The 13,196-nt window shown below is 34.1% G+C and carries 14 protein-coding genes; 8 read left to right on the forward strand and 6 right to left on the reverse strand.

Translation table 11 applies throughout. The features are described 5' to 3' along the window. Positions 1 to 123 precede the first annotated feature (123 nt). From MUA37_RS09675 to MUA37_RS09710, 8 genes are all read left to right on the forward strand, one after another. Entirely contained in the window at positions 124 to 2,529 is a 2,406-nt protein-coding gene (locus MUA37_RS09675; RefSeq protein WP_262624558.1) for a Na+/H+ antiporter subunit A, read from the forward strand. Continuing rightward, positions 2,522 to 2,950 carry a Na(+)/H(+) antiporter subunit B gene (locus tag MUA37_RS09680; protein WP_262624559.1) on the forward strand — a complete coding sequence of 143 codons (429 nt, stop codon included), beginning with the start codon at positions 2,522 to 2,524 and terminating at the stop codon, positions 2,948 to 2,950. The genes MUA37_RS09675 and MUA37_RS09680 overlap by 8 nt, the downstream gene beginning before the upstream one ends. Next, a complete protein-coding gene (gene mnhC1 / locus MUA37_RS09685) occupies positions 2,950 to 3,297 on the forward strand; it encodes a Na+/H+ antiporter Mnh1 subunit C (protein ID WP_002509351.1) in 348 nt (115 codons plus the stop codon). The genes MUA37_RS09680 and mnhC1 overlap by 1 nt, the downstream gene beginning before the upstream one ends. Further along, positions 3,284 to 4,780, forward strand: a complete 1,497-nt coding sequence (locus tag MUA37_RS09690; RefSeq protein WP_262624560.1) for a Na+/H+ antiporter subunit D — start codon at positions 3,284 to 3,286, stop codon at positions 4,778 to 4,780. Before mnhC1 ends, MUA37_RS09690 begins: the two co-directional genes overlap by 14 nt. A gap of 1 nt (position 4,781) precedes the next feature. Beyond that, complete coding sequence (locus MUA37_RS09695; RefSeq protein WP_262624561.1) at positions 4,782 to 5,264, forward strand: Na+/H+ antiporter subunit E; 483 nt, start codon at positions 4,782 to 4,784, stop codon at positions 5,262 to 5,264. Further along, on the forward strand, positions 5,261 to 5,554 hold the full coding sequence (mnhF1, locus tag MUA37_RS09700; protein ID WP_021458888.1) for a Na+/H+ antiporter Mnh1 subunit F: 294 nt from the start codon (positions 5,261 to 5,263) through the stop codon (positions 5,552 to 5,554). Before MUA37_RS09695 ends, mnhF1 begins: the two co-directional genes overlap by 4 nt. Beyond that, the gene (locus tag MUA37_RS09705; protein ID WP_021458889.1) at positions 5,532 to 5,888 is read left to right on the forward strand and encodes a Na+/H+ antiporter subunit G1; all 357 of its coding nucleotides are present in this window, start codon (positions 5,532 to 5,534) and stop codon (positions 5,886 to 5,888) included. The genes mnhF1 and MUA37_RS09705 overlap by 23 nt, the downstream gene beginning before the upstream one ends. Before the next feature lie 158 nt (positions 5,889 to 6,046). Then, complete coding sequence (locus MUA37_RS09710; RefSeq protein ID WP_021458890.1) at positions 6,047 to 7,204, forward strand: FAD-dependent oxidoreductase; 1,158 nt, start codon at positions 6,047 to 6,049, stop codon at positions 7,202 to 7,204. A gap of 136 nt (positions 7,205 to 7,340) precedes the next feature. On the opposite strand, the gene MUA37_RS09715 is transcribed toward MUA37_RS09710, so the two are convergent. From MUA37_RS09715 to MUA37_RS09740, 6 genes are all read right to left on the reverse strand, one after another. Continuing rightward, positions 7,341 to 7,721: a PaaI family thioesterase gene (locus tag MUA37_RS09715; RefSeq protein ID WP_002509357.1), complete on the reverse strand. Its 381-nt coding sequence runs from the start codon at positions 7,719 to 7,721 to the stop codon at positions 7,341 to 7,343. A 28-nt stretch (positions 7,722 to 7,749) separates the two neighbouring features. Further along, entirely contained in the window at positions 7,750 to 9,066 is a 1,317-nt protein-coding gene (locus MUA37_RS09720) for a Na+/H+ antiporter family protein (RefSeq protein ID WP_002509358.1), read from the reverse strand. Between the two features lie 288 nt (positions 9,067 to 9,354). Further along, positions 9,355 to 10,830: a leucyl aminopeptidase family protein gene (locus MUA37_RS09725; protein WP_262624562.1), complete on the reverse strand. Its 1,476-nt coding sequence runs from the start codon at positions 10,828 to 10,830 to the stop codon at positions 9,355 to 9,357. A 104-nt stretch (positions 10,831 to 10,934) separates the two neighbouring features. Next, entirely contained in the window at positions 10,935 to 12,143 is a 1,209-nt protein-coding gene (locus tag MUA37_RS09730; protein ID WP_002509360.1) for an NAD(P)/FAD-dependent oxidoreductase, read from the reverse strand. Positions 12,144 to 12,366: 223 nt separating this feature from the next. Next, complete coding sequence (locus tag MUA37_RS09735; protein WP_002509361.1) at positions 12,367 to 12,726, reverse strand: HesB/IscA family protein; 360 nt, start codon at positions 12,724 to 12,726, stop codon at positions 12,367 to 12,369. Between the two features lie 12 nt (positions 12,727 to 12,738). Beyond that, positions 12,739 to 12,975 carry a YuzB family protein gene (locus tag MUA37_RS09740; protein ID WP_002509362.1) on the reverse strand — a complete coding sequence of 79 codons (237 nt, stop codon included), beginning with the start codon at positions 12,973 to 12,975 and terminating at the stop codon, positions 12,739 to 12,741. Between the last annotated feature and the right edge of the window lie 221 nt (positions 12,976 to 13,196).

Raw genomic sequence — 13,196 nt, forward strand, 5'->3', positions numbered from 1 at the left:
ACGCGTTTCTTCTTATTTAATAATACAGTAAAAAACCACTAGTTATACACTTGTAGAGGTTTTTCAGAACTGTATGAATCATGTATAATGAAACCATATTTCATTTTAAAGGGGGACAACATAATGAGTTGGTTACACCTAATGGTATTATTACCGCTTATATTTGCGCTCATTATTCCTTGTATATATCGACTGTATAAACGGATTCATTTAGGTTGGTTTGTCTTACCGCTTCCTATTGTCTTATTTATTTATTTCTTATCATATATTAAGACAACGATGTCAGGTAATACCGTTATGCAAGAAGTAAACTGGATGCCAAAATTTGGCATGAATTTTGACTTATACATAGATGGTTTAGGTTTATTATTTAGTTTACTCATAACTGGAATTGGGAGTTTAATTGTCTTATATTCAATCAGTTATTTAAGTCGAAAAGAACAACTAGGGAATTTTTATTGTTATTTATTATTATTCATGGGTGCAATGTTAGGCGTGGTGTTATCAGATAACATCATTGTTCTATATTTATTTTGGGAACTAACATCATTTTCAAGCTTTTTATTAATTTCATTTTGGCGTACTAATCAAAGATCCATTTATGGTGCCCAAAAATCTATGCTAGTTACTGTATTTGGTGGTCTCTCCTTATTAGGTGGGCTGATTTTACTTTCGATTTCAGCTAATACTACAAGTATTCGTACAATGATTGATCACGTTGGAGATATCCAAACTAGTACATTCTTTATCCTTTCAATGGTCTTGGTGTTAATTGGCGCTATGACTAAATCAGCACAATTTCCATTTTATATCTGGTTACCAGATGCCATGGAAGCACCTACACCCGTTAGTGCTTATCTACATTCGGCAACAATGGTTAAAGCTGGCTTATACTTAGTTGCCCGTATGACACCTATCTATGCTGTTTCTCAAGGTTGGGTGTGGACTGTTACCATTGTTGGGCTTATCACGTTAATTTGGGCTTCATTAAATGCAACAAAACAACAAGACCTTAAAGGTATACTCGCATTTTCTACTGTGTCCCAATTAGGTATGATTATGTCTATGCTAGGCATCGGTGCTGTAAGTTATCACTTTGCAGGTTCAGAAAGTCAACTTTATATTGCAGCATTTACCGCAGCTATTTTTCATTTAATTAATCATGCAACGTTTAAAGGCGCATTATTTATGATAACAGGTGCGATAGACCATGCTACTGGTACACGTGATGTCAAAAAGTTAGGTGGCTTAATGACAGTTATGCCTATTTCCTTTACTTTAACGATTATCACTTCATTAAGTATGGCAGGTATACCACCATTTAATGGCTTCCTTTCAAAAGAGTCATTTTTAGAAAGTATGATTGAAGTAACTCACGCAGATATATTGAGTTTAGATACTTTTGGTATTTTAATACCGATTGTTGCTATTATAGGTAGTATTTTCACTTTTGTTTATGCTGTGCGTTTTATCGGCCAAATTTTCTTAGGTTCATATCGACCTCAGGCATTACCTAAATCAGCGCATGAAGCTTCAAAACTTATGTTAATAGCACCAACAATCTTAGCACTATTAGTAATTGTCTTTGGCTTGTTCCCTGCCATATTAACGAGTACGTTAATTGATCCAGCCACAGCAGCCATAAGTCAAGCTGAAAGTAAGCCATCATCATTCCATTTATTCCATGGCTTTACACCAGCATTTTTTGCAACACTGTTGATTTATGTTATAGGTATTTTACTCATTTTAACGTTTAATTACTGGGTACGTTTGTTGCGTATGCAACCACATAAACTGCAATTAAACTACTGGTATGACACAACAGGTAAATATTCATCTTACGTTTCAAGTAAGTTTACTGACTCATACGTAACGGGTTTTACTCGCAATAATTTAGTTATTATATTCGCATCATTCATTATTTTGGCCATTATCGCCACATCATTAACGCCATTTAACATAGAGTTTAACAATGTCAGTAATATTCGACCTTTTGAGTTAATTATTGTAGTGATCATCTTGTTGTCATCTATAATGATTGTCTGCGCTCGTTCACGACTATTTAGTATTATAATGGCCAGTGCTGTTGGCTACGCCGTTGCTGTATTCTTTATCTTCTTCGGTGCACCAGATTTAGCATTAACACAATTTGTCGTCGAAACTATATCAACAGCGTTATTTTTACTTTGTTTCTATCATTTGCCGAATTTAAATCGACATAATGAAACTCGTAACTTTAAGTGGAGTAATATGTTAATTGCTATCGCAGCTGGATTAGTAGTTACAATTATCGGATTAATTGCTTATGGCAACCGTCACTTTGGATCTATTGCAGCATATTATAAAGAGCATGTGTATGATTTAGCCCATGGTACTAACATGGTTAATGTGATTTTGGTTGACTTCCGTGGTACCGATACCTTATTCGAATCTGCAGTACTTGGAATTGCAGGACTAGGTGTATATACTATGATTAAATTACGTTCAAATCGTAAAACAAATAACGAAGGAGGATCTGACTATGAATAGACAACACAATAATCTGATTTTTCAGTACACTGCTATTCTAATCTTCTTCTTAATCGTTATGTTTGGGTTATCACTTTTCCTTGCAGGTCACTATACACCTGGTGGCGGTTTCGTTGGAGGTTTATTGATGTCAAGCGCGCTTGTAATTATCACTGTAGCATTTGACATCAAAACAATGCGCAAAATCTTTCCTTGGGACTTTAAAATATTAATTGGCATTGGTTTGTTTTTCTGTGGTGCAACGCCTATAGCAAGCTGGTTTTACCACAAGAACTTCTTTACACATACACCTTTTGAAATTCCATTAGGTATTTTAAAACCAATGGAAATGCATACTGCAACATTTTTTGACTTAGGTGTCATGTTTGCAGTAGTCGGTACAGTAATGACTATTATTTTAACGATTGGAGAGAGCGACTAATGGAAATAGTTATGATAATTGTTTGTGGTTTTCTCACTACAATGAGCGTTTATTTAATCCTCTCTAAAAGTTTAATACGTATCATTATTGGGACTACTTTGCAAACACATACAGCAAACTTATTTATACTAACAATGGGTGGTTTAAAAGGTGGAGAAGTACCTATTTATGAAAAAGGTATTTCACAATACGTTGACCCTATCCCTCAAGCATTAATCCTAACTGCTATTGTTATTTCATTTTCAGTAACATCATTCTTTTTAGTTCTTGCTTTTAGAAGTTATAAAGAACTAGGTACTGATAATGTAGAAAGTATGAGAGGAGTGCTTGATGATGATAGAAAGTAATTTATTAGTATCTACGTTAATCATTCCATTATTGACCGTTATCATTTTGATTTTTCTAGGTAAACGCCCTATTATTAAGCGTTATGTAGCATTAACAGGTACTATGATTACATTTATTTTTAGTATCATTAATCTATTTAATGTGGCGAAACATGGTCCTATTGTTTTAGAATTAGGTTCGTGGAAAGCGCCATATAGTATAGTTTTTGTTTTAGACTTATTTAGTGGCTTATTAATTACAACGAGTGTACTCATTACCCTACTGATAATTTTATATTCTTATCAAACAGTTGGTATAGAACGTGAAACCTATTATTACTATTTTGCTGTAATGTTTATGCTTATAGGTGTCAATGGTGCCTTTATGACAGGAGATATTTTCAACCTGTTTGTATTCTTTGAAGTATTTTTAATGGCTTCTTATATTTTACTTGTTATCGGTGGTACTGAAGTGCAATTAAGCGAAACAATTAAATATGTCCTAGTGAATGTGACTTCATCAGCGTTTTTTGTTATTGCAGTTGGTATGCTGTATTCCGTTGTCGGTACATTAAACTTAGCTGATATTAGTCAAAAGCTGAACCAACTATCACCACAAGAAAGTGGCGTAGTGACTATAGTATTTATTGTCTTTATTTTTGTTTTTGGAACAAAAGCTGGGATTTTCCCTATGTATGTATGGTTACCAGGCGCTTATTATGCACCACCAGTAGCGATTATCGCCTTTTTCGGAGCCTTATTAACAAAAGTTGGGATCTATTCATTAGCTAGAACTACTAGTCTATTCTTCCCTGACACATCAGACTTAACATATTATTTAATCATCTTTTTAGCGCTACTAACTATTATTTTTGGTTGTGTCGGAGCAGTGAGCTATTTCGACATCAAAAAAATTATTATCTACAATATTATGATAGCTGTTGGCGTTATTTTGATTGGTGTAGCCATGATGAACCAAGCAGGAATGATGGGTGCAATTTACTATACCTTACACGATATGTTAATCAAGGCCGCTTTATTCTTTTTAGTTGGCGTAATTTATCAAATTACTAAATCATATGATTTGCGCAATTTTAGTGGCTTAATTAAACACTATCCAGTACTAGGATGGACATTCTTTATAGCGGCCTTGAGTTTAGCGGGTATCCCCCCTTTCAGTGGCTTCTATGGCAAGTACTACATTGTCCAAGCTACATTCGAAAAAGGGTTCTATCTCACTGGTATTGTCGTATTACTGTCTAGTTTAGTCGTACTATATTCGGTTATTCGCATATTTTTACAAGGCTTCTTTGGTGATGCGACTGGGTATACTCCAAAGCCTAAATTACAACACCGCGGCCCATTAATAGTAGCGATTATTGCAGTTGTAATTACAGTAATTTTCGGTTTATCAGCGGACTTTTTACAACCTATTATTAAAGATGCTGCCTCTACTTTCTATAACCCTAGTGGATATGTAGACAGTGTACTAGGAGGTAAATAAGATGGCGATTCAAATTTTAATTAACTTATTATTAAGTATCTTATGGGTTTTTGTCACAGGTAGTTACTCATTAAATAATTTTATTTTAGGTTACATTTTCGGTCTATTGTTGGTACTTACATTACGCGGGTTATTCCCTGGTAGATTTTATATGGTTACAGTGTACAAAGTACTTAAATTAATAGCGGTATTTTTAATCGAGCTCATAAAAGCTAATATCGATGTAATACGTATTGTATTACAACCTACAATTAAAAATGAGCCAGCATTTTTTACTTATGACACCGAATTAACAACAGATTGGCAACTCGTATTATTATCAACATTAATTACTTTAACTCCAGGAACTGTAGTGTTAGGTATTAGTGATGATCGTACGAAGATATATATACATTGTATTGACTTCAGTACAAAAGACGAAGAAATTGCGAGCATTAAATCGTCACTTGAAAAAGTTGTAAGAGAGGTTGGTGATACACAATGAACTACTCAATCATTATAATTATCGCATTAGTAATAGTATCATTATCTATGTTGGCAATGTTAGTTCGTGTCATCCTTGGTCCATCTCTTGCTGACCGTGTCGTAGCCTTAGATGCTATGGGAATTCAATTAATGGCAATTGTAGCATTATTTAGTATCTTTCTAGGTACAACATATATGATTGTAGCTATTTTATTAATAGGTATACTTGCCTTTCTAGGCACTGCAGTGTTTGCTAAATATATGGACAAAGGTAAGGTGATTGAACATGATAACAACGATCATCATTAGTATTTCTCTTATATTGGTTATCTTAGGTGCATTAATCAGTGCTTTTGCAGCTATTGGGTTGTTAAGATTAGACGATGTTTATTCTCGTGCCCATGCCGCTGGTAAAGCAACAACACTTGGTTCTATGTTACTATTATTTGGTGTATTCCTTTTCTTTATAGGTGAGAAAGGTATAATCAATATGCAAATCATTATAGGGATCATATTTGTATTTATTACGGGGCCTTTAGCCAGTCATTTAATTATGAAAGCAGCATATAATTTAAACACACCTTCTTCTAATAGAACACAACAAGACGATTTTAACGAAACATTACACGATAAAAAATTATAACAATAGTTAAGCGATAAGTAGTTACTTAATAACAAGAGCACAAAATTACAGTTCTTCGTTATTTTAGTAATTATACTTATCGCTTTTTATATTGCAATAACACATGCATTATGTTATTTTTAAATCGTAATCATTACTATTTGAAAGAAGGTAACTTTATGCATACTTGGACAATTATCGGTGGCGGTATTCAAGCATTAACAATTGCTTTAAAATTAATTCACGCTGGTCTTCCAACGTCCAAACTGACTCTCATTGATCCACACAGTAATTTATGCGCACAATTCGACGAACGCACTAAACGTATTAATATGCCCTTTCTTCGCTCACCTTGCGTGCATCATGTACATCCTGATCCATTTCATTTAAAACAATTCGCTAAAGCACATCAATATATGCAAGCAACACTAGGAAAATATCAACGTCCTCAAAGAGATATGTTTATCGATCATGTACATACACTTATACATCATTACCAGTTACATAATCGACATGTCATTGGTAGTGTAAACCATATTAAACAACACACACATACTAAACAGCAATGGGTACTCACTTTGGATAATAAGCGTACCATTACTACTGATAACTTAATTATCGCTATGGGTAGCCATCATGATTTAAACGTACCTGAGATTTTTCATCAACAGCATAATGTGCAACATATTTTCGACAATACAGCTCTACAATTTCACAAATGCAATCATGTAGTAGGAAGTGGTGTTTCTGCAGCACATTTAGTACATAAATTACTTTATAATTATCAAAAGCATGTGCACTTATGGCTTAATAAAACTATAGCAGTACATGATTTTGATGCAGATCCAGCATGGCTTGGCCCTAAAAACATGACTAAGTTAACAACTTTTACGGATTCTGCCGAAATACTTTCTTTTATTGAAGATGAGAGACACAAAGGCTCTGTGCCTCAAGAGTTATATCTACATCTCAAAAAATATCAACAGCAAGGTCGTTTGACAATTCACCAAACACCTATTACCACAATAAAAAACAAGCAAATACATACGAAGGATGAACGATATAATTATAATCATATTTTACTTGCTACAGGCTTCAAAAATTCGATATTACAGCAACCAATTATAAAATCGTTAATTTTAGAACATGCCGCACCTATGACCTCTTGTGGCTATCCACAATTGTCTGATACATTGGAATGGTTACCACAGCTATTTGTATCTGGCGGACTAGCTGATTTAAAATTAGGACCTTTCGCACGCAATATTGCAGGAGGTAGAGAAGCAGCAAAACGAATTGCTCAAGCTTACTTCGCTCAAAATTTTATATCACATTAAAAAAAGGGAATGCATAAAAGTAACTTTTGCATTCCCTAAATGATTTATTAATTTTTAGTTATTTATAAATGACTACGCTTTGTCATTAGCTATCAGCTAAAATGACGTACTTTAATATGTTTAAAATACTAGTCTATCAAGATCTATGTCGTGATTTGATTGCGATGGTACCTCGCATAATACTTATTAATTTGCCGCTATCATCAGTTATCTCAATATTCCATACTTGTGTCGTTTTGCCTTGATGAATAACTGTTGCGGAAGCATAGACAGTACCCTCTGTCGTTGAACTAATGTGATTTGCATTCATTTCTAATCCTAGTGGAATATATTGCTCAGTATCAATTAGGCTCGCTGCTCCCATTGAGCATGCGGTTTCTCCTAAAGCTAAACTAGCACCACCGTGTAGAAATCCAAAGGGTTGTTTCACCTTATCTGTTACAGGCATAGACATAACCAAAATGCCTTCTCCCTCTTTTTCAACTTTCATATCTAGCGCATCTAACATATTTGTCATAATTGCCACCCCTTTATTTATATCACTCTTATAATATCATAGCAGCGATAGTACCAAAAATAATCAACGGGATATTATAGAAAATAAAGTTCGGAATACACGTATCTCTTATATGATCATGTTGCCCATCAACATTTAATCCTGCCGTCGGACCAAGTGTTGAATCACTCGCTGGAGAACCTGAATCACCTAAGGCACTTGCCGTGCCAATTAAGGCAATTAAAGCCATTGTACTTAAACCAAACGATTCACCTAACGGCACAAATAATGTAGCTATAATAGGGATTGTGGCAAATGAAGAACCAATACCTAATGTGACTATTAATCCAATGATATACATGAGTAGTATGCTAATTAACTTGTTGTCACCAGTAATTCCACTAATACTATGTACTAATTGCTCAATATCACCGGTTTTATTCATGACACCAGCAAAACCATTAGCAGTCAAGATTACTACACCGATATATGCCATAATTTGAATACCTTCAACAAATTGCTTGTCCATATCTTTCCAATTTTGCATACCAGAAATAAAAAATACTAATACCCCTGCTAATGCACCAAAGATCATAGAGTCAGTCAGCATTTGAACTGTAAATGTCGCAATAATCGCAATGATTGTCACAACTAACACATATGGTTTTAACTCTACATTTGCTAGATCTTTATCTTGTTTATGATCAATATATTTTCTTGCTTTTCTATAATAAAATAAACCAGCAATTAACCCTACAATATAACCTAATGATGGGATAACCATAGCTTTCCAAATCATATTTATTTCTATCGGATGTCCAGCTTTGTTAAAGCCGTTCATTATAATTTGATGAAATATTTGACCAAAACCAAATGGAATTAAAATATATGGCCAACATAAACCAAAACCAATGATTAAAGCTATTTGTCTACGATCAAAGTTTAATTCATTAAATATACTAATTAAAGGAGGAATGACAATTGGAATAAATGCAATATGTACAGGAATAATATTTTGACTCATTACACTTAATACCAATAAAGCTACCACAATTATAACTTTAACTTTCAGACGGGACATTTTAGAGTTTTCAGCTCTAATGCCTTTGATAATTTTATTAACTAAATAATCAGTAATGCCACTATATGATATTAAAGCAGCAAAACCACCTAATAACGCATAGCTTAGTGCTACTTCTGCGCCATCTACTATATTTTTACCAAATACCGTGATAACATCTGTTACGCTCATTCCAGCGATTATGCCGCCTACTAATGCACTTACGAATAAACTGATAACTACATTTAATCGACATAAACACAAAATGATCATAAGTAAAACCGCTATTACAACTGCATTTATCACATCAAAAACTCCTTTATTACATTATCGAACTAAAGCGTTACGAGATTCATAATAGCAATCCCTAGCAATATTGTCAATCACTTTTTGCATTATAACTTATCAGATATGATATAGGGAGTGGGACAGAAATCTGATTTTGAAAAAATAATTTCGTCGTCCCACCACGGCAAGGATGACTAGCGTTGAAAAAAGCTTGGTTTAAAGCGCATTTTCAATGCAGTCAGCTACTGCCCATATGAAAAAGAGGCTGGGACGAATCAATATTGTCCCAACCTCTTGCATGCTAATTTATTGTTGTCGCAACCATTCAACGATTGTCGGTATCATGTAACCTGTTGGTCCTTTAGGTCCTAAATAAGAAGCCTTTGTCGTTGTAGCTGGACCTGCTATATCGAAATGCAAATGTGGTGTGTCGCCAGCAAAATGACTAATAAACGTAGCTGCAAATAACGCTTTACCATGACCATTTGTATGATTAACTAAATCAGCTACATCAGTTTGACGAATGAGTTGTTGTTCAGTACTAGTTATTGGTAATTCGAAGACAAATTCATCCATTTTACGTGCTGTAGTTAAAATTTCATTTATTGGTGCGTTAGTATTATTTTTAAAGACAGCTGCTTTATCTTCCCCTAATGCTGCTACTGCGGCTCCTGTTAGCGTAGCAAAATCTAAGATGACATTAGGTTGGAATTGGTTAGCATAAAATACTGCATCGCCTAATACTAATCGTCCTTCAGCATCAGTATTAAGTACTTCTACTGATTCTCCACTTAATGCTGTAAAAATATCATCGGGCTTCATTGCTGCTTCGTTGACCATATTTTCTGCTGCCGCAATGACACCAACAATATTTACTGGCAATTGCAATCTAGCAGCTGCTTCAATCATGCCAATAACATTTGCGGAGCCACACATATCAAACTTCATAGTCTGCATTCCGACTTTTGGTTTAATTGAATAGCCTCCAGAATCATACGTAATACCTTTGCCTACTAAAGCGATTGGTGCTACGTTTTGTGGCCCACCGTTATACGTTATTGTAATTACTCGTGGTGAGTGTGCTGAACCTTTACCTACTGCGTGAATGAGTCCAAATCCTTCATCTTGTAACTGCTCACCATCTTTTATATCAACTTCAACCTGACTATCTTTAAAATGATCATCAATCAATTCCGCATAATAACCCGGAGTCAATATATTTGGTGGCATATTACTATATGTACGTGCTGTATTAATCGATTCACCTAATACTTTACCTTGTGTAATAGCATCTGCAATATTTTCTGCGTCACTATGTACAAAGATAGTAGGTGAATAAAGTGCACTTTTATTTGATTTATAGTTATCAAATTGATAAATTGCACGAACACTTTGTTGACCAAGTACTTCAGCAACATCTTTTCTACTTACTTTTTTAGATATAAAACTTTCAAATAACAATGATGCAGACAAAATATGCTCACTTTTTAGAAATTGAAAGAGTTTGCCAAAGACTTGTAATAACTGCGTATAGTCTAATTGTTTTAAATTGCCTAACCCGACTGATATTAATCGATAGTGTTCATCTTGTAATTGAAAATGAGTTTGGTATACCTTACCTAAACTGCTACCTATGAGATGATTCTGTTTCAAGAATCCGATATTTTCTCTAATATCGACGCCATTGACACTGAGTGTTTCAAATTGATTCAAATGTTCCGGCACTCCAACTATTAAAGTCTGCTGAACAGATTGATTTGTTGAATTTACACTAATATTCATATTATCACCTTTTTCTTATAAAAAAGACCCATCTTATATTAAGACAGGTCTTGGATTAATGCAGTGTTACATAATATTATGTAGCTGCGTGTTACACGAATTTATTAAAATTTACCTTTTTTGAATGCTAAGCCAATTCCGCCTAATTTAAATACAGCACGTGTATCAATAACTTTCTTCATGAAAGCAGCTTTTTTGCCTTGGATGTCTTTACCGTATACAACACCAACACCATCGTTAGCACCTAATGAACAAACAGTACCTCTATCTACATATTCAAATTCAGAAGTTGGTTGACCTTCTAAAATATTTTGGATACTTTTAGCTGTATGTTCACCTTGTTGCATAGCGATTTGAGCAGTTGTTGGTAATGGACGTTCTTCACCAGCAGGAATGAACGCAGAACAGTCACCAATGACAAAAATATTGTCATAACCAGAAATAGTTAAATCTTGATTAGTAACAATACGGCCACGTTTAACGCCTTCAAATGATTCTTCCATTAATTTGCTACCACGTACACCAGCAGCCCATACAGAAGTGTTTGCTTCTAATTGTTGCTCTTCATCGTTAACTTTAACTACGAAGCCTTTTTCATTTGCTGCAACGATTGGCGTACCAATTTTAAATTCTACACCTTTAGCTTCTAAATAGCTTACAGCGTGGTTTACTAATTCATCTGAGAACATAGGTAACATTTTTGGAGCAGCTTCAACACAAGTTAATTTAACTTTGCTTTGATCTACACCATATTTGTTACATAATTCTGGAATACGGTCAGCTAATTCACCTAAGAATTCTACACCAGTGAAACCAGCGCCACCAACTAAAATAGCTAAATCTTTATCATCTTTTTGTTTAGATGCTGCATAATTAGCAAATTTATCTTCAATATGACGAGATAATTTACGTGCAGTTAATACATTTTCGATTTGGAACGCATAGTCTTTCATACCTTCGATACCAAATGTTTCACTTTCGAAACCTAGTGCAACAACTAACACATCAAAGTCAAAAATTCCTGCATCAGTTTCTACTTTTCTAGCATTACGATCGATTTTAGTAACTTCAGCTTTTACGAAGTTTACTTTATCTTGATTAACTACACTTTCAACAGGATATAATAAATCTTCATAGCTGATTGTACCTGCAGATGCTTCATGTAACCATGTCGCTTCATAGTGATAGTCATTTTTGTTAATTAAAGTGATTTCAGCTTGATCTGCCGAAATTTGTTTTTGCAATTTCGTAATAGTTTGTAAACCAGCATAGCCAGCACCTAAAACTAATACCTTTTTACGATCTTGTGCCATTTTATTCACCTAAGCTTTCATAATAATTTTATTGCATACGTCTTTCTTAATACCCTGGAAGAGTTACGAAAATTCATAAAAAAGACATTTTTCATCCAATGATAATTTTATAGTTTTTAAGTTATATTTTCAAGCACTTACCAATATATTGTTTATTATTTCACATTAAATATAACAAATTGGCATTTAGCACTACTAAACACCAATTTATTCATGTATTAATTTAGCAATTTTCTGGTGAGCCAGCTACTTTAGCTGTTCTAAATGAGCTACCACAACCACATGATGCAATCGCATTTGGATTGTCAATTTGGAAGCCACCACCCATTAGTGACTGTTTAAAATCAACAGTTGTACCATCTAATAATGGTAAATCATCTTTGTCTACAAGTACTTTCAAGCCATAAAACTCGAATGTTTGATCATTGTCAGCTGGTTGTGATTCTGCAGACATACCATAAGTTAAACCTGTGCACCCGCCACCATTAACTTTTAATTTTAAATAGCCATCTGACATGTCATTTTGGTTCAACATGTCTTTAACTTCATATGCCGCTGCTTCAGTTACATTAATTGTTGTCATACTAATTACCTCCTAAAAAATCCATGTTTCTTCTATATGTGCATAAATATTTTGTAATAAATCGTCAGGTGACTCACCTTCCACGATATCACCATTCACAAGTGCATACAAGCCACTAGAACACAGCCCACAATTTTGCAAGCAACCATATTCGAGCACGTCAACTTCTGGATCATTTTCTAGTTGATTATATACATAGTCTCCACCTTTCGCCATGTTTGAAATGCAGAACTCTACTATTGGATTCATAATACACCCTCTTCAAATTTATCGATTATGATATTATAACAACTTTTAAAAATAATGACTAACTACGTGCTTCATTGCTGAACTCGTATATGCTATTCGTATAGTTAATTATAACTTATTTTAGAACTATTATACATCATCCAAACTGACTAATTTATTTAGCCTTACATTTACATAATATTTATAGCATAAATTAAAGTAACCGCCACAATGAAATTCAC

The organism is Staphylococcus arlettae (genome assembly GCF_025560845.1).
GTDB lineage: Bacteria > Bacillota > Bacilli > Staphylococcales > Staphylococcaceae > Staphylococcus > Staphylococcus arlettae.